Annotated in this window: 16 protein-coding genes; 8 read left to right on the forward strand and 8 right to left on the reverse strand. The window is 68.1% G+C overall.

What is annotated here, in order from left to right; genetic code table 11:
• Positions 1-55 precede the first annotated feature (55 nt).
• On the forward strand, positions 56-955 hold the full coding sequence (locus AC3FMM_RS24380; RefSeq protein ID WP_115710793.1) for a DMT family transporter: 900 nt from the start codon (positions 56-58) through the stop codon (positions 953-955).
• A 568-nt stretch (positions 956-1,523) separates the two neighbouring features.
• Positions 1,524-2,486, forward strand: a complete 963-nt coding sequence (corA, locus tag AC3FMM_RS24385; RefSeq protein ID WP_012353861.1) for a magnesium/cobalt transporter CorA — start codon at positions 1,524-1,526, stop codon at positions 2,484-2,486.
• An 11-nt stretch (positions 2,487-2,497) separates the two neighbouring features.
• Here the strand turns inward: corA and mtgA are convergent, their stop codons facing one another.
• From mtgA to mpl, 8 genes are all read right to left on the reverse strand, one after another.
• Positions 2,498-3,199, reverse strand: coding sequence for a monofunctional biosynthetic peptidoglycan transglycosylase (gene mtgA, locus AC3FMM_RS24390; RefSeq protein ID WP_115681498.1), 702 nt, complete (start codon positions 3,197-3,199; stop codon positions 2,498-2,500).
• A gap of 88 nt (positions 3,200-3,287) precedes the next feature.
• Complete coding sequence (gene aroE, locus AC3FMM_RS24395; protein ID WP_488687597.1) at positions 3,288-4,175, reverse strand: shikimate dehydrogenase; 888 nt, start codon at positions 4,173-4,175, stop codon at positions 3,288-3,290.
• A complete protein-coding gene (locus AC3FMM_RS24400) occupies positions 4,175-5,107 on the reverse strand; it encodes an energy transducer TonB (protein WP_115710795.1) in 933 nt (310 codons plus the stop codon). The genes aroE and AC3FMM_RS24400 overlap by 1 nt, the downstream gene beginning before the upstream one ends.
• Before the next feature lie 123 nt (positions 5,108-5,230).
• The gene (locus AC3FMM_RS24405) at positions 5,231-7,333 is read right to left on the reverse strand and encodes a ribonuclease catalytic domain-containing protein (protein ID WP_115710797.1); all 2,103 of its coding nucleotides are present in this window, start codon (positions 7,331-7,333) and stop codon (positions 5,231-5,233) included.
• 251 nt (positions 7,334-7,584) lie between these two features.
• The gene (gene fabG / locus AC3FMM_RS24410; protein ID WP_115688020.1) at positions 7,585-8,325 is read right to left on the reverse strand and encodes a 3-oxoacyl-ACP reductase FabG; all 741 of its coding nucleotides are present in this window, start codon (positions 8,323-8,325) and stop codon (positions 7,585-7,587) included.
• The gene (locus tag AC3FMM_RS24415; protein ID WP_116313059.1) at positions 8,322-8,987 is read right to left on the reverse strand and encodes a chorismate--pyruvate lyase family protein; all 666 of its coding nucleotides are present in this window, start codon (positions 8,985-8,987) and stop codon (positions 8,322-8,324) included. Before AC3FMM_RS24415 ends, fabG begins: the two co-directional genes overlap by 4 nt.
• The gene (locus AC3FMM_RS24420; RefSeq protein WP_116313060.1) at positions 8,984-9,598 is read right to left on the reverse strand and encodes a YqiA/YcfP family alpha/beta fold hydrolase; all 615 of its coding nucleotides are present in this window, start codon (positions 9,596-9,598) and stop codon (positions 8,984-8,986) included. The genes AC3FMM_RS24415 and AC3FMM_RS24420 overlap by 4 nt, the downstream gene beginning before the upstream one ends.
• A gap of 11 nt (positions 9,599-9,609) precedes the next feature.
• Complete coding sequence (gene mpl, locus AC3FMM_RS24425) at positions 9,610-10,998, reverse strand: UDP-N-acetylmuramate:L-alanyl-gamma-D-glutamyl-meso-diaminopimelate ligase (RefSeq protein WP_473703814.1); 1,389 nt, start codon at positions 10,996-10,998, stop codon at positions 9,610-9,612.
• 185 nt (positions 10,999-11,183) lie between these two features.
• On the opposite strand from mpl, the gene AC3FMM_RS24430 reads away from it, so the two are divergent.
• The 6 genes from AC3FMM_RS24430 to prmA all read left to right on the forward strand — a co-directional run bounded on the left by AC3FMM_RS24430 (position 11,184) and on the right by prmA (position 16,312).
• The gene (locus AC3FMM_RS24430) at positions 11,184-11,873 is read left to right on the forward strand and encodes a UDP-N-acetylmuramate--alanine ligase (protein ID WP_116313062.1); all 690 of its coding nucleotides are present in this window, start codon (positions 11,184-11,186) and stop codon (positions 11,871-11,873) included.
• 35 nt (positions 11,874-11,908) lie between these two features.
• Positions 11,909-12,457 carry a TlpA family protein disulfide reductase gene (locus AC3FMM_RS24435; RefSeq protein ID WP_115710802.1) on the forward strand — a complete coding sequence of 183 codons (549 nt, stop codon included), beginning with the start codon at positions 11,909-11,911 and terminating at the stop codon, positions 12,455-12,457.
• Between the two features lie 196 nt (positions 12,458-12,653).
• Positions 12,654-13,151 (forward strand): type II 3-dehydroquinate dehydratase, encoded by a 498-nt coding sequence (aroQ, locus tag AC3FMM_RS24440; RefSeq protein ID WP_116313063.1) that lies wholly within the window; start codon positions 12,654-12,656, stop codon positions 13,149-13,151.
• A 167-nt stretch (positions 13,152-13,318) separates the two neighbouring features.
• Complete coding sequence (gene accB, locus AC3FMM_RS24445; protein ID WP_115681129.1) at positions 13,319-13,786, forward strand: acetyl-CoA carboxylase biotin carboxyl carrier protein; 468 nt, start codon at positions 13,319-13,321, stop codon at positions 13,784-13,786.
• A 240-nt stretch (positions 13,787-14,026) separates the two neighbouring features.
• The gene (gene accC, locus AC3FMM_RS24450; protein ID WP_115710804.1) at positions 14,027-15,379 is read left to right on the forward strand and encodes an acetyl-CoA carboxylase biotin carboxylase subunit; all 1,353 of its coding nucleotides are present in this window, start codon (positions 14,027-14,029) and stop codon (positions 15,377-15,379) included.
• A 39-nt stretch (positions 15,380-15,418) separates the two neighbouring features.
• The gene (gene prmA, locus AC3FMM_RS24455; protein WP_115710805.1) at positions 15,419-16,312 is read left to right on the forward strand and encodes a 50S ribosomal protein L11 methyltransferase; all 894 of its coding nucleotides are present in this window, start codon (positions 15,419-15,421) and stop codon (positions 16,310-16,312) included.
• The last annotated feature ends 8 nt before the right edge of the window (positions 16,313-16,320 follow it).

Here is a 16,320-nt window from a genome sequence, read left to right on the forward strand (position 1 = left end):
GTTTTGCGCTTCGTCTCAAAACAATGCGCGGCATCCCGCACAGCCGCGTCCCGTCATGTCTCTCGATCGCCGTGGTCTCTTCCTGCTTGTGGTGCTGACGCTCGCCTGGGGCATCAACTGGCCCATCATGAAGGTGGGCGTGGCGCATTTCCCGGCGATGGGCTTCCGCCTGCTTTGCATGGCCGGCGGGCTGGTGGCGCTGGGGGTGGCGCTGCGGCTGCGCGGCGATTCGCTGGCCGTGCCGCGGCGCGAATGGGGCACGGTATTGCGGCTGGCGCTGCCCAACATGGTGATCTGGCACCTGTTCGCGATCTGCGCGGTCAAGCTGCTGTCGTCGGGCCGCGCCGCCATCCTGGGCTACACCATGCCGATCTGGGCGGTGGTCTGGGGCCTGGTGTTCTTCCGCGAGCGCATCGGCGCGTGGGCCTGGCTGGGCATCGGCTGCGCGCTGGCGGGCACGGTGCTGCTGCTGTCGGGCGAGCTCGCCGCGCTGACCGGCAGTCCGGCCGGCACGCTGCTGATGCTGCTGGCCGCGGCCGGCTGGGGCTTCGGCACCCAGCTGATGAAGCGCACCCAGACCGACGTGCCGATCGGTGCCATGACCTTCTGGATGCTGGCCGTGACGCTGCCCTTCCTGGCGCTGGGCACGCTGCTGCTGGAAGACGGCTGGCGCATGCCCACCGCCATCGAATGGGCCGCGATCGCCTATAACGCGGTGGTGGTCTTCGCCTTCTGCCACCTGGTCTGGTTTGGGCTGGCGCGCAGCCTGCCGCCGGTGGTGTCGAGCCTGTCGATCATGTTCATCCCGGTGGTCGGCGTGTTCTCCGGGATGTGGCTGCTGGGCGAGCAGCCGCACTGGCAGGACTACGCCGCGATCGTACTGATGTTCCTGGCGCTGTCCTCGGTGATGCTGGCGCCGCTGCTGTGGCGGCGGCTCCGTGGCGCTTTCGGCTGACACCCCAGGGCACGTCCCCGGGGCGCGCCAGGGGTCGCGGAGCGGCAACGGCGCGCGCCCGTCGCGGAGATTTCACTTAACAAGCCACCCTCCGTTGGGCTACACTCGCGGCCATCACAATCCCGGAGAAATTACGTGGGCAGTAGCATCGGGTGTTCGAGTTGGCGCGGCAACGCTGCGGCCTCTGCGAATGCCATGTCACTGCGGGCTGCGTAACGACGACCCGCCCGGAGCACCCGGCTCCGCGCTTCGTCGGCCTTGCCCGCAGTCAGAACTGCGGGCGAGTGTCTTTCCGTGCCACCGGCGGCGCCTCCATGCGCGCCCACCGGGGCGGATCTTCCCTCTCCCGGCTAGCCAGCCAACCCAGGCAAACGCCATCGCCTTGTCCGCCTGCCCCGCGCAGCCGCGGGACAGCGCGATCACGCTTGCCCGTGGCCCGGCCTTGCGCGGCACGCCGCGCGGCCATGACGGGGCATGACGCAATACCTGGGAATGCGGCGAGCCGCCTGCGCTTGTCTTCGCGCTTGTCTTTGTTTTTCGTCGCAATCAGCAATAAGGAATCCCGGGGATGATCAACCTGTTCGTCCTGCAAAAAGGCCGGCTTGCCCAGGAGCAGGTCGACGAGCGCAATGAGCTGCTGCAGCACAAGCCGATCTGGATCGATGTCGTCAATCCCGACGACGAGGAACTGAACTGGATCAAGGAAGCCTATGGCGTCGCCCTTCCTGAACTGGAAGACCTGGGCGACCTGGAAGCGTCCGCGCGTTATTTCGAGGGCGAGGACGAGAACATCCATATCCGCACCGACTTCCTGCTCGACGAGGAAGAGGTGTCGCGCAACGTGCGCGTCGCCTTCGTGCTGACCAAGGACGTGCTGTTCTCCATCCACGACGAGGACCTGCCGGTGTTCCGCCTGGTGCGGCTGCGCGCGCGCATGCGCCCGGGCTCGGTGCGCAATGCCAAGGATGTGCTGATGGACCTGTACGCGACCGACGCCGAATACTCCGCCGACTCGATCGAGGAAGTCTACGAGCGCCTGGAAGAAGCCAGCCGCCGCGTGCTGGCCGAGAACGTGACCGATGCCGCCGCGGCCGACGTGCTGGAAACCATTGCCCGCGAGGAAGACCTGAACGGACGCATCCGCCGCAACGTGATGGACACGCGCCGCGCGGTGTCTTTCCTGATGCGCAGCCAGCTGTTGTCGGCCGAGCAGCAGGACGAGGCGCGCCAGATCCTGCGCGACATCGACTCGATCGAGAACCACACCGCGTTCCTGTTCGACAAGATCAACTTCCTGATGGACGCCACCGTCGGTTTCATCAACATCAACCAGAACAAGATCATCAAGCTGTTCTCGGTGGTGTCGGTGGCGCTGATGCCGCCCACGCTGATCGCCAGCATCTACGGCATGAACTTCAAGTTCATGCCGGAACTGGACTGGGGTGCCGGGTATCCGTGGGCGATTGCGCTGATGGCGGTGTCGGCGGCGATCCCGCTGGTGTATTTCCGCCGCAAGGGGTGGCTGAGCTGAGTCCGGCGGCTTCAGTCGGGCAGCGTCGCTGCCCCCATCCGCCGCGCGATGATGCCCGCCTTGGCGCGGAAGTTCACGCGCACGTTGGCGCAGTATTCCTTCTTGTCGAAGCACTTGGGCGCCGGCAGCGCCGCCGCCAGGCGCGCTGACTGGCCCACGCTGAGCTTGTCGGCGCTGGTGCGGAAGTAGTGCTGCGCCGCGGCCTGCGCGCCGAACACGCCCTCGCCCCATTCCACCGAATTCAGGTAGATCTCGTAGATGCGCTGCTTGTCGAGCCAGAACTCGAGCATCCACGTGATGGCGAGCTCCTGGCCCTTGCGCAGGTAATGCTGCTCGGACGACAGGAACAGGTTCTTGGCCAGCTGCTGCGTGATGGTGGAGCCGCCGCGCACGATGCGCCCGCGCTTCTTGTTGCGCTCCCAGGCATCGAGCATGGCATCGAGCTCATAGCCGGGATGGTTGACGAAGTCGGCATCCTCGCTGGCGATCACCGCGCGCTTGAGATTGCGCGAGATGCGGTCGTATGGCACCCATTGCCGGTCGAGGCCGCAGCTCCACACATTGATGCCACACAGGCGCCAGCGCTCGGCGCGCATGAAGGTGGTGGTGGCGGGATTGAGGTACTGCCAGCTGGCGATCTGCACGAAGAAGTACAGCTGCATCGCCACCACCCCGGCGACCACGCAGCCCAGCAGGTAGCCGAGCCAGCGCACCGGATTGAAGACGGCGCGCGCCGGCGCCGCGTGGGTGCGGGCGGCACTGGCCGTGCGGTTGCGGTTGGCCACGGCTGGCGGCGCCCGGTCAGCCCTTGGGTTCGGCCTGCAGCGCGGCGCGCAGCTCGGCCAGCACGGGCGCGGTGCGGGGCCGCACGCCACGCCAGATATAGAAGGCCTCGGCGGCCTGCTCGACCAGCATGCCCAGGCCGTCGCTCACGCGCGCGCCGCAGCGTGCGGCGAACTGCAGGAACACGGTGGGCTCGGCGCCGTACATCATGTCGTAGGCCAGCACGCCCTCGCCCAGCAGGAACTCGGGCACCGGCGGCACTTCGCCATGCAGGCTGCTCGACGAGGCATTGATCACCACGTCGACGGCCTCGTCCTCGGACAGGCCCTCGAGCGCATCGAGGCCGCCGCCCCACAGCTCGACGCCATACTGGTCGGCCGCCTCGACAAACTCCTCGAGCATGTCGCTGGCGCGCGATGCGGTGCGGTTGGCCACCACGATGCGCGAAGGCCGGCATTCGATCAGCGGCAGCATCGCGCCCATGGCGGCGCCGCCGGCGCCGAGCAGCAGCACGCGCTTGCCTTCGATCAGGGTGTCGAGGTTGTCCTGGATATCGCGCACCAGGCCGATGCCGTCGGTGTTGTCGCCATGGATCAGCCCTTCTTCGATCCACAGCGTATTGACCGCGCCGGCGGCCTCGGCGCGCTCGGTCAGGCGGTCGGCGAGGTCATAGGCTTCGAGCTTGAACGGCACGGTGACGTTGCAGCCGTAGCCGCCGTCGGCGAAGAACTGGCGCACGGTGTCGGCAAACCCGTCCAGCGGCGCCTCCAGGCGGTCATATTGCACGGCCTCGCCGGTCTGGCGCGCGAAGGCGGCGTGGATCGCCGGCGAACGGCTGTGCGCGACCGGGTTGCCGATCACCACATAGTGGTCGGTGCTGGCTTGGGAAGGGTCAGTGGATGTCATCAGCGTGCCTGCAAGCGGGTTTCCAGCCCGCTGCGCGAAAACTTGAAAGTGGATATGACTTCGAGGATGTCCTGGCGCGCCGACATCTCCGCGGTAAAGGCGCCGAACGGCGCGGCCGCGCGCACGATCGCCACCGCCTGGCGGTCCAGCGCGGGATCGCCCGAGCTCTTGACCACGTCGATGGCATCGACGTTATAGCCATCGCGGTTGTAGCCGAGCTTGCCCTGCCGGTTGACGTTGATCACCAGGATCAGCTGGCCGTAGAGCGGCTTGCCGTTGCGTTGCGGGAAGTCCGTGGTGCCGCGCGCCTCGATCTTGCGGCGCAGCCGGTCGTAGTACTGCGCGTAGTCGACCGCCTGCGCGCTGGTGGCGGTCAGCTGGAAACGCTTGGGCCGCTTGGCGTAGTGCTCCAGGTTGCGGCCGATCTCGGCTTCCAGCCTGGCCATCTCGTCTGCCGAGGTGCGCTCGTCCTGGCCGCGCTGCGGTGTGTCCTGGCGCTTCTCGCCCGGCTTGAGCGGCTGGTTGCGCACCGCTGGGGCGGCTTCGCGCGTCTGGGTCAGCAGGCGCTGCTGCTCCTGTTCCAGCTGCTCGACGCGGCGCTGCACCTGGCGCACCAGGTCACCCTCCTGCGTCAGGGTCTGCGCCGGCAACGGCGTGGTGGCGCGCTGCAGGTCATGGTCGCCGCCGCCGTCGAGGTTGGCCTGCGCCAAAGCGGTCGGGTTGCGCGGCTTCTGGGCGGACTTGGCATTGACCAGCACCACGTCCAGCGCGGCGTCGCTGCGCTTGATCTCGAACACTTCCGGCGCGGCCACCCGCACCATCAGCAGCAGTGCGTGCACGGCCACGGAAATGGCCAGCGCCCGGGCCAGCATACTGCTGTTGTGCCACCTGGCATGCCACCAGGGGCGGGAAGCGGCAAGAGTGGCGTTCACGATGGATGGATGAGGGCTCGGGAGACCAGCGCGGCGCTATGGCCGGTGCCGGCTGGCAGAGCGGGGCAGCGGGCCCCGGATCAGACCCGCATTGTAAGGGAGCCCCGCGGATTTCCGAAGGCTTCAGCCGGCCGCCGGGGTGCCAGTGTCGCGCTCGCCCGACGCCTCGCCGCCGGCGTCGCCGTCCGCTTCGGCCGGCTGCTGATCCGGCACGCCCGCGGCGTGCTCGGCGGCTTCCTCGGCCGCCGCCTCGGCTGCGGCTTCGGCAGACATTTCAGCGGCTTCCTCGTCGCTTTCCAGCTCTTCCTCGGGGACTTCGCCTTCACCGGCAAAGATCTCCAGCACCCGGCATGAGACCTCCAGCGTGATCTCGTCGGTCTCGCCGATCTCCAGCAGCACCTGGGTGCCGCGCTGCGCCTGCACCAGTTCGGGCACGCGCGTCACCAGCGGGATCTCGGTAAAGCGCACCGCGCCTTCCTTGAGCACCGAGGCCACCATGCGCTCGCGGTTTTCCTGCTTGAGCCAGCGCAGGCACCAGTAGCGCTCCATGGTCGACTGGTGGTCGGCATAGGCGGCGTAGGTGCCTTCGAAGTCGGCCACCGCGGCCAGCAGGTCGGCGTCCTTGGGCTTGAACGGCGCCACCAGCTTGGCGGTCACACCATGCTGGGCCACCGCCAGGATCTGCCACTGGTTGACCAGGTCGACATAGCGGCGCAGCGGCGAGGTGCTCCACGCGTACTGCGCCACGCCCAGGCCTTCGTGCGGCGCCGGGTAGGTCTGCATGCGCGTGCGGTGCATGCCCCATGCCTTCTGGGTGCGGTAGATGCCGGGCACGCCATGGTCCGCCAGCAGCTTGCCCCAGGTGCTGTTGGCCAGGATCATCATCTCGGCCACGATCTTGTCCAGCGGCGAGCCGCGCTTGCGCTGCTCGATGCGCACGCGCTGGCTGCCGTCGGCCTGGTCGTCGAGATAGAAGTTAAAGTCGGCGCGGTTGTGGGTCTCGGGACGCAGGCCGCTGGCCAGGCGCGCCTTCTGGCGCTCGTCGTACAGGTAGCCGGCAAAGTGCCACAGCCGGGTCAGCGCCTCGCGGAACGGGTAGTCGCCAGTGCCCTCGGCGAGCGAGGCCTCGGTAATGACATCGTCGAGCAGGTTGTGGCGCAGGTTGGCGGCGATCGGCACCATCTCGGCGCGGGTTTCGCTGCCGGTGATCAGCCACACCGACGGGTCCACCGTCACGTACAGCGACAGCGCCGGACAAACCCGGCCTTCCTGCAGCGTGTAGCGCTCCACCACCGGGTCCGGCAGCATGGTGATCTTGTCGCCCGGGAAGTAGACCGTCGACAGGCGCTGGCGCGCGATCGCGTCGAGCGGCTCGCCGCGGCGGATGCCCAGCGCCGGCGCGGCGATATGGATGCCGATGCGCAGCTTGCCGTCGGGCAGCTGCGTTACCGACAGCGCGTCGTCGATCTCGGTGGTGGTGACATCGTCGATCGAGAACGCCTCGACCTCGGCCAGCGGCAGGTCGGCCGGCGGCTCGGGCACGTCGGTATCGGGAAAGCCCGTGCCCTTGGGGAAGCACTCGGCAAGGAACTTGGCCTCGTGCAGCGCGCGCGCGCTGGCAACTCCGCCAGCGGCCACCATCAGCCGCATCGGCGACATGCCGAGCGCGGTGCAGGCCGCGTCCATGGCCTTGTATTCGAGGCTGTTCTTGTCGGGCTTGAACAGCAACTGCAGCACCTTGTTGCGGAACGATTCCGGCAACGTCAGCGCCTTCAGCTGTTCCTCATACTCGGCCTGCACCAGCGCCTGCTGGCGCTTGCGCTCGAGCGCGGCCAGCGCAGCCTTGAGCTGGTCCTCGGGCGCGCGCTGGTAGCGGCCGCGCCCCTTGCGGCGGAAGTACACCGGGTTGCCGTGCAGCGCCATCGCCAGCGCCGCCTGCTGCACCGCGCCGGGCTCGGCGCCGTAGTATTCGGCGGCCAGCTCGGCGAAGCCGAACTCGGCCTCGGGCGCGCATTCCCACAGGAAGTCCAGGTCGATCTCGGCCACCATGTCGCCGGTCTGGCGTACCAGCTCGGGCGCCGACGGCTGCGCGAACTGCAGCAGCACGTCGCGCGACTTGACCTTGGTGCGCTTGCCGGCCGGCAGCTCCACCTGGTAAGCCTCGCCCTGCTGGTTCAGCACGGTGCCGGCGCGGATCTCGCCGCCTTCTTCGAACAGCAACTGCATCGATCGGTACTTTCAACTATGCGCGGAACCGCGCCGGGCGGCCTTGTGGCCAGCGCTGGAGCGGATCCTGTGGGAGAAATGGTGCCACCGCGCGCACCCGGACATCAACGCGTGCGAACGGGAACGGGTGCGGGGCGCGCGGGCCTGTCGGCGGCCTGCCGGCAGCCTGTGGCGCACCGGCGGCCGCGCCGCCAAGGACCGGCCTGAGACCTGGCATGATACCGCACCCCGGTCCGGCCGCCCGCCGGGGCTCAGAGCGACATGCCGCCGCTGGCCTCGATCGCCACGCCGTTGACGTAGCTCGCATCATCGCTGGCCAGGAAGGCATAGATGCTGGCGATCTCGGCCGGCTCGGCCAGCCGGCGCAGCCAGCAAGACGACTTCATGCCGTCCAGCACCTTGTCCGGCACGGTCTGCAGGATCTCGGTGTTGACGAAGCCCGGGCATACCGCGTTCACCCGCACGCCCTTGGGGCCCAGCTCGCGCGCCCAGGTCTTGGTGAAGCCGATCACGCCGAACTTGCTGGCCGCGTAATTGGTCTGGCCGAAATTGCCGTACAGGCCGACCACGCTGGAGGCGTTCAGGATCACGCCCTTGCCCTGCTCGGTCATCAGCCCGGCCACCGCCTGCGCACAGTTGAATACGCCCTTCAGGTTGACGTCGATGACGGCATCGAACTGGGCCTCGGTCATCTTGGCCAGGCGCGCGTCCTTGGTGATACCGGCGTTGTTGACCAGGATATCGACACGCTCGTGCGCGGCCAGCACGGCGGCGACCATGGCGTCGACCTCGTCGCGGCGCGTCACGTCGACGCGGTAGGCCGATACGGTGGCGCCGGTGGCCGCCAGCCTGGCGGCGGCCTCGCGCACGCGCGCTTCCTGTACATCGCACAGCACGACGATGGCGCCGTCTTCGGCAAAGCGCTGCGCGGTGGCAAAGCCGATGCCGGCGGCGGCACCGGTGATGATGGCAACCCGACCCTGCAGTTTCATCTCGTGGTCTCTTTCTTGGTTTCGGTAGTGTGTGTCGAAACAGGGCTTCGGTCTGTCGTCCGCATGTATTTGGGATGCGGAACCGCCTCGGTCCCCGGGGATGGCCGCGACAGCAGGTCCGGCAGGAACACTTCTGTCACGAGCATGACGCCGTCGCCGCGCCGGAACACCGAGCGCCGCGCGGTCAGCATGGGCACTGACGCCATGGCCGGCAGCACGCGGTGCAGGGCCTGGCGCAGCGGGTGGTGCGGCAGCAGCCGCGCAAACTGGAACGGCTCGCGCCGCACCGCCGGATCGACGAACAGGCGCCCGCCCAGCGGACGCTCGCCCAAGCCGCGCAGGAACGGCCAGTCGCGGCGCGCATGGCGCAGGCGCACCACGGTGTGGGCGAACACGGCGGGAATGTCGTCGCAGATCAGCAGAACCTCGCGCGTCAGCGCGGGGGTGCGGTCCGGCTGGCCCAGCGCCTGCCATTCGTCGGCGAGCGGGCGCTGCGGCGCCTGCAGCAGGCGCGCCACGCGAAAGCGCGCGGAGGCAGCCACCAGCCGCGCCGTCAGCGAGCCGTCATCGCCGGTGACCCAGCGCCGCAGGTTGGGCGGGATGGCCGCGTCGAAGGCAAGGTGCGGGCTCCAGCCGCAGCGGCGCACGGACTGCGCGCTCATGCCGCGCCGGTGCCGGCCGGCGTCTTGCCGCCGGGGCCATAGCCGCAGAAGGCGAGGACATCGTCGACGTAGTCGGCAAACTCGCTGATGCCGTGGTCGCTGCCCTCGATCACGCGGATCTTCGCGCCGGGGCAGGCATCGACCATTTCGCGGTAATCCAACACCTCGTCGCCGGTGGCCGCGATCAGGTAGTAGCGTTCGGGCCGGGTGAGGGTGTCCACGCGCAGGTCCAGCAGTTCCTGCAGGTGGCGGCGTTCGACCGTGACCGAACCGCCGCCGTGCCACAACGGCTGTTCGCCCAGGTAGCTTTCGAGGTCGGTCCAGGGATGGATGGCGGGATTGAGCAATACGGTCTTGCAGCCGTGCCGCTCGCCCAGCCAGCGCGCATAGAAGCCGCCCAGCGACGAGCCGACGATGGCGATTTCCTGGTCGCCGCCCGCTCGCGCGGCGCGGATCGCCGCCTCGGCCTGGGCCACGGCCAGCGCCGGTGAGACATTGAGCGTGGGGCAGGCGTAATAGCGCCCCACGCCCCACTCGCGCATGCGTGCCTGCACCAGCTGGGCCTTGAACGACTGGGGCGAAGAGCGGAATCCGTGCAGATACAGCAGCATGGCGGGTCCGGTCAGCCGGCCGTGCCCTGGGCCAGCGCGTCCAGCAGCTTCTGGTGCACGCCGCCAAACCCGCCGTTGCTCATCACCAGTACATGGTCGCCCGGCCGCGCCGCGGCGCGCACCGCCTGCACCAGCGCGCCCAGGTCCTGGAACGCGGTCGCCGTAGCGCCCAGCGGCGCCAGTGCTTCAACCAGGTCCCAGCCCAGCGCGTCCTTGCCGGCGGGAGCGCCGTAGCCGAACACCAGGTCGGCCTGCTCCAGGCTGGCCGGCAGCTGCGCCTTCATCACGCCCAGCTTCATGGTGTTGGAACGCGGCTCCAGCACCGCCAGGATGCGGGCATTGCCGACGCGGCGGCGCAGCCCGTCCAGCGTGGTCTGGATCGCGGTGGGATGGTGGGCGAAGTCGTCGTAGACCGTGACGCCGCCGGCCACGCCGCGCACCTCCATGCGGCGCTTGACGTTGGCGAAGCGCGACAGCGATGCGATCGCCTGCGCGGCCGGCACCCCGACATGGCGCGCGGCGGCGATCGCGGCCAGCGCGTTCATGCGGTTGTGGGTGCCCTGCAGGTCCCACACCACCGTGCCCTCGACGGCGTCGCCGAACCACACATCGAATGCGTCCTTGCCCGGCGCCGCCTCGCTGCCGGCGGCGTCGCTCTCGCGCCAGTCGCCGACGCCGAACTGCTCCACTTCGCTCCAGCAGCCGCGCTCAAGCACGCGCGCCAGGCTCTCTTCCACGCCATTGACGACGATCCGGCCCTGGCCCGGTACGGTGCGAACCAGGTGATGGAACTGGGTCTCGATCGCGGCCAGATCCGGGAAGATGTCGGCGTGATCGTATTCCAGGTTATTGAGGATAGCCGTGCGCGGGCGGTAATGGACGAACTTGCTGCGCTTGTCGAAAAACGCGGTGTCGTACTCGTCGGCCTCGATCACGAAGAAGTCCGATTCCGTCACCCGCGCCGAGATGCCGAAGTTCTGCGGCACCCCGCCCACCAGGAAGCCGGGGTTGTAGCCGGCATCCTCCAGGATCCAGGCGAGCATCGAGGTGGTGGTGGTCTTGCCGTGCGTGCCGGCCACCGCCAGCACCCACTTGCGCGCCAGCACGTGCTCGCCGAGCCATTGCGGGCCCGACACATAAGGCAGGTTGCGGTCGAGGATGGCTTCCATCAGCGGATTGCCGCGCGAGACCACGTTGCCGATCACGAACAGGTCCGGCTTCAGCGACAGCTGCGCTGGGTCAAAGCCCTCGATCAGTTCGATGCCCTGGGCTTCGAGCTGGGTGCTCATCGGCGGGTAGACGTTGGCATCGCAGCCGGTGACGCGGTGGCCAGCCTGCTTGGCCAGCACCGCCAGGCCGCCCATGAAGGTGCCGCAGATGCCAAGGATATGAATATGCATGGGTTCCCGGAAAGACTTGAAGCCCGCAGGCGTGGGGATTCGGGCCCGGCGGCGCGGCGGCTGGGTTGGAGCCTTGCGGCGCGGCGGCGGCCGGGCAGGAAGCCTCCGATTGTACCCGAGCGCCAGCGCCCTTCGCTGCACTGCGGCAGCGCGCGCGGCGGCATACGCCTCCGGTATCATGGGGCATGAACCGACGTACCGCCCCAGACCCCACCCGCCTGCGCGAGGAAATCGCCCAGGCCGCCGCCCGCATGATTGCCGAGGACGGTGCCGACTACGCCACCGCCAAGCGCAAGGCAGCGCGCCAGGTGCTGGGCGAACAACGCGTGCCGGGCGAATGGCTGCCCGACAACGAGCAGGTCGAGGCCGAGGTGCGCGCCTACCAGGCGCTGTTCCACGCCGACAGCCAGCCGCGCGTGCTGGCGCTGCTGCGCCGGCTGGCGGTGATGGCAATGCAAGACCTGGCGCCGTTCCGGCCTTACCTGGTCGGCGCGGTGCTCAATGGCACCGCCACGGAGCACTCCGATATCTATCTGCAGTGCTTCTGCGACAGCGCCAAGGATGCCGCGCTGCACCTGATCAATGCCGGGGTCGACTTCGAAACCAGCGAAAGCCGCCACTTCGGCGGCCGTGGCGAGGTCGAAACCCTCAGCTTCCTGTGGAAAGGCCAGTGGCCCGACCGCCGCGAGGCGCGTCTGCTGGCCGGCGAGGTCCGCGCGGAACTGGGTGCGCCAGTGGGCATCCATATAGCCCTGTATGATGCGGTCGATGAACGCGGCGCCATGCGGGCAGACGCCTCCGGGCGCGCCGTACGCGCCGATGTGCAGGCCGTGCAAGCCCTGCTCGATGCCGCTGACGGCGCTGGCAACGCCTGAAGCCCTTCTTATCTTTACCGGTCCCCAGCCATTCCATGACTGAAACCATCGCCCCGCCCGCCCGCCGCTCCCGCCTCTGGTTGTGGATCGCTGTCGCCGTGATTGCCTGTGCCGCCGGCGCGCTGGCCGGGCATTTCGTTTTTTCGCCCAAGCCAGCCAATGACCAGGCCGTGGAAACCTTGTTCCAGTCGCGGCTGCCCGACCCGGCTGGCACGGAACTCGATCTTGGCAAGCTGCGCGGCAAGACCGTGGTGGTCAACTTCTGGGCCCCCTGGTGCGGACCTTGTGTAGAGGAAATGCCGGAACTGACCGCCCTGCATGAGGAGTTCAAGCATCGCCAAGTGGAATTTGTCGGCATCGGTATCGATTCCGCGGCCAACATCCAGCAGTTCACGCAGAAGGTACCGGTTGCGTATCCGCTGGCCGTGGCTGGCTTCGCCGGCACCGAGCTGTCCCGCAATTTCGGCAACAGCGCAGGTGGCCTGCCCTATACCGTCGTCATCAATCCGGACGGTTCGGTGAAGTATCGCAAGATGGGCCGCGTCACCGCGGACGAATTGCGTGCCGTGCTGCCGCGCACTTGATTCACTTCATCGGCGAACATCGGGGAATTTCGGCTTTCCTGATGGATTTGTCTCGGCTGCGGAGTACTTTGGTGCGAAAGTGCTCAAAGGGCCGCCAAGAGCGCGCAGGGGTCGCCGAGGCCTGTATCCCGTGCTAGACAAATCCCTCTAAGCTACGGTAATCTCCGCGCAATTTCGTTGATCTGGTCGAGCCGCCGTGACTGCATCCCGCTCTATCCGTCGCTCACCCCGCTACCGCAAGGTGCTGGTCCTGCATGGGCCCAACCTTAACCTGCTGGGGACGCGCGAGCCGGAGACCTACGGGCACACCACGCTGGCCGATATCGACGCGGCCCTGTCCGAACGCGCGGCGAAAGCCGGCGCGTCGCTGGAGACGTTCCAGTCCAACCACGAGGGAGCGCTGGTCGACCGCATCCACGCCGCCCGCGCGGAAGGGGTCGAGTTCATCCTCATCAACCCGGCTGCCTATACGCATACCAGCGTGGCGCTGCGCGATGCGCTGGCCGGCGTGGCGATCCCGTTCGTCGAGGTGCACCTGTCGAACGTGCACCGGCGCGAAAGCTTCCGGCACCACTCGTACTTCTCGGACGTGGCGGTCGGGGTGGTCTGCGGGCTTGGCTGGCAGGGTTACCTGCTGGCGCTGGACTATGTACTGGGCCAGGAGCAGCCTCCACCCGAGAGTTCGGGGAGCTGAACCCCCACAAGGATTTTTTCGACAACCTGCGCGCGCCGCCCGGCGGCCTGCGCCCGTTGGCGTGCCTCGGCACGGCGGGTGCGGATTTCCGGTGGCCGGCACAACGATTGTTCCGCCACGGCCCGTCCCGGGCAGCGGCGGAAAACCCGATTCAGGAGGATAAAAAGATGGACCTGCGCAAGCTGAAGACGCTTATCGACCTGGTGGCCGAATCCGGCATCTCCGAGCTGGAAGTCACCGAAGGCGACGGCAAGGTACGCATCGTCAAGCAACCGCCGCAAGTCATCGCCGCGCCGATGGCCATGCCGCAGATGCAGGCCCTGCCCGCCGCCGCGCAGGCCGCGGCCGCCCCGGCCAGCGCCGCAGCACCGGCTGCCGAGCCGGTTGCGCAGCTTCCCGCCGGCCATGTGGTGACCTCGCCGATGGTGGGCACCTTCTACCGTGCCCCGTCGCCGGGCGCCGCGCCCTTCGTCAACGTCGGCGACACGGTCAAGGAAGGCCAGACCGTCTGCATCATCGAAGCCATGAAGCTGCTCAACGAGATCGAGTGCGACAAGGCCGGCGTCATCAAGGAAATCCTGGTCGAGAACGGCCAGGCGGTGGAATACGGCCAGCCGCTGTTCGTCATCGGCTGATCCTGACCGGCATGCCGGGCCCATGCTGCAGCCGCCCGCGCCAGCGGTCCACTGCGGCCCCTGCCCGCACGGCATGCCGGGGCGCTTCCGCGCCACGGACGCTGTTCGCGGCCCGTTCCGTGCAGTTCCATGCAGTTCCCACAGTCTCGCCGCCCGGATGGCCACAGGCCATCCGGGCGCGCGCCCGGCGCGCCATGGCGCCACGCAGCGGGACCGCTACTGTTCTCGCAGAGAGAGACCATGTTTGAAAAAATTCTGATCGCGAACCGCGGCGAAATCGCTCTTCGCATCCAGCGCGCCTGCCGCGAGCTGGGCATCAAGACGGTCGTGGTGTACTCCGAGGCCGACAAGGAGGCCAAGTACGTGCGCCTGGCAGACGAAGCCGTCTGCATCGGCCCGGCCCCGTCGCCGCTGTCGTACCTGAACATGCCCGCCATCATCTCGGCCGCCGAGGTGACCGATGCGCAGGCCATCCACCCCGGCTACGGCTTCCTGTCCGAGAACGCGGACTTTGCCGAGCGCGTGGAAAAGTCCGGCTTCGTCTTTATCGGCCCGACCGCCGACAGCATCCGCCTGATGGGCGACAAGGTCTCGGCCAAGCAGGCCATGATCAAGGCCGGCGTGCCGTGCGTGCCCGGCTCGGACGGCGCCCTGCCCGACGATCCCAAGGAAATCCTGGCGACCGCGCGCCGCGTCGGCTACCCGGTGATCATCAAGGCCGCGGGCGGCGGCGGTGGCCGTGGCATGCGCGTGGTGCATACCGAAGCCGCGCTGATCAACGCCGTCAACATGACGCGTGAAGAAGCCGGCCGCGCCTTCGGCAATCCCGAGGTCTACATGGAGAAGTTCCTCGAGAACCCGCGCCATGTGGAAATCCAGATCCTGGCCGACCAGCACAAGCAGGCCATCTGGCTGGGCGAGCGCGACTGCTCGATGCAGCGCCGCCACCAGAAGGTGATCGAGGAAGCCCCCGCGCCGCACATTCCGCGCCGCCTGATCGAGCGCATCGGCGACCGCTGCGCCGAGGCCTGCAAGAAGATGGGCTACCGCGGCGCCGGCACGTTCGAATTCCTGTACGAGAACAACGAGTTCTACTTCATCGAGATGAACACGCGCGTGCAGGTCGAGCACCCCGTCACCGAGATGATCACCGGCATCGACATCGTGCAGGAGCAGATCCGCATCGCCTTCGGCGAGAAGCTGCGCTTCCGCCAGAAGGACGTGCAGTTCCGCGGCCACGCGATCGAATGCCGCATCAACGCCGAGGACCCGTTCAAGTTCACGCCGTCGCCGGGGCGCATCACCGCCTGGCACATGCCCGGCGGCCCGGGTGTGCGGGTCGACTCGCACGCGTATGATGGTTACTTCGTCCCGCCCAACTACGATTCGATGATCGGCAAGATCATCACTTACGGCGCCACGCGCGAGCAGGCTATCGCCCGCATGCGCATCGCGCTGTCGGAAATGGTGGTGGACGGCATCCAGACCAACGTGCCGCTGCACCGCGAGCTGATGATGGACGCCAACTTCGTCGAGGGCGGCACCAGCATCCATTATCTCGAGCATCGGCTGGCAGAACGCGCGAAGGCCTGAGCATCGGCCTGAGCAATAGGCAGCAACAGAAGGAAGCCCGTGGCATTTCAGGAATGTGTGATCGAAGTGGCGCAGGACCAGGCCGAAGCCTGGTCCGACGCCCTGTTCGACCTCGGCGCGCTGTCGGTTTCGGTGGAAGACGCCGATGCCGACACGCCCGATGAGCAGCCGCTGTTTGGCGAGCCCGGGCTGGAGCCGAAGCAACTCGCGTGGAACCGCTCGCGCGTGGTCGCGCTGTTCGGCGACGACGCCGATCCGGCCGTGGTGGTGGCAGCCGCCGCCAACCAGCTCGGCATCGACCCGGTGCCGCCGTACCAGCTGCGCGCGGTCGAGGACCAGGACTGGGTCCGGCTGACGCAATCGCAGTTCGAGCCGATCCGCGTGGGCGAGCGCATCTGGGTGGTGCCGTCGTGGCACGACGCGCCCGAACCCGACGCCGTGGTGCTGGAGCTGGACCCGGGCCTGGCCTTCGGCACCGGCAGCCACCCCACCACGCGGCTGTGCATGCAGTGGCTGGAACAAAACCTGAAGCCGGGCGAGACCGTGCTCGACTACGGTTGCGGCTCCGGCATCCTGGCGATCGTGGCGCGCAAGCTGGGCGCGGGCGACACGGTCGGCATCGACATCGACCCCAACGCCGTGGAAGCATCGCGCTACAACGCCGAACGCAACCACGTCGAGGCCTCGTTCGCGCTGCCGGAATCGGTGTCCGACGCCAGCTACGACCTGGTGGTCGCCAATATCCTGTCCAACCCGCTCAAGCTGATGGCGGCCATGCTGAGCGCGCGCGTGCGCGCCGGCGGGCGGCTGGTGCTGTCCGGCGTGCTCGAGCGCCAGGCCGAGGAAGTCGCCGCGGCCTACGCACCCTGGCTGCCGCTGACGGTATGGCGCAGCGAGGAAGGCTGGGTCTGCCTGCACGGCATTCGCCCCTGATTCCGCCA

Source organism: Cupriavidus sp. 207A1 (genome assembly GCF_057798955.1).

What these genes read in the sequence shown, in the direction of transcription:
- accB (WP_115681129.1), top strand. Translation starts at nt 13,319, where the DNA reads ATGGACCTGCGCAAGCTGAAGACGCTTATCGACCTGGTGGCCGAATCC.
- AC3FMM_RS24405 (WP_115710797.1), bottom strand. Translation starts at nt 7,333, where the DNA reads ATGCAGTTGCTGTTCGAAGAAGGCGGCGAGATCCGCGCCGGCACCGTG.
- AC3FMM_RS24435 (WP_115710802.1), top strand. Translation starts at nt 11,909, where the DNA reads ATGACTGAAACCATCGCCCCGCCCGCCCGCCGCTCCCGCCTCTGGTTG.
- aroE (WP_488687597.1), bottom strand. Translation starts at nt 4,175, where the DNA reads ATGACATCCACTGACCCTTCCCAAGCCAGCACCGACCACTATGTGGTG.
- AC3FMM_RS24420 (WP_116313060.1), bottom strand. Translation starts at nt 9,598, where the DNA reads ATGCTGCTGTATCTGCACGGATTCCGCTCTTCGCCCCAGTCGTTCAAG.
- accC (WP_115710804.1), top strand. Translation starts at nt 14,027, where the DNA reads ATGTTTGAAAAAATTCTGATCGCGAACCGCGGCGAAATCGCTCTTCGC.
- fabG (WP_115688020.1), bottom strand. Translation starts at nt 8,325, where the DNA reads ATGAAACTGCAGGGTCGGGTTGCCATCATCACCGGTGCCGCCGCCGGC.
- AC3FMM_RS24430 (WP_116313062.1), top strand. Translation starts at nt 11,184, where the DNA reads ATGAACCGACGTACCGCCCCAGACCCCACCCGCCTGCGCGAGGAAATC.
- AC3FMM_RS24415 (WP_116313059.1), bottom strand. Translation starts at nt 8,987, where the DNA reads ATGAGCGCGCAGTCCGTGCGCCGCTGCGGCTGGAGCCCGCACCTTGCC.
- AC3FMM_RS24380 (WP_115710793.1), top strand. Translation starts at nt 56, where the DNA reads ATGTCTCTCGATCGCCGTGGTCTCTTCCTGCTTGTGGTGCTGACGCTC.
- corA (WP_012353861.1), top strand. Translation starts at nt 1,524, where the DNA reads ATGATCAACCTGTTCGTCCTGCAAAAAGGCCGGCTTGCCCAGGAGCAG.
- mpl (WP_473703814.1), bottom strand. Translation starts at nt 10,998, where the DNA reads ATGCATATTCATATCCTTGGCATCTGCGGCACCTTCATGGGCGGCCTG.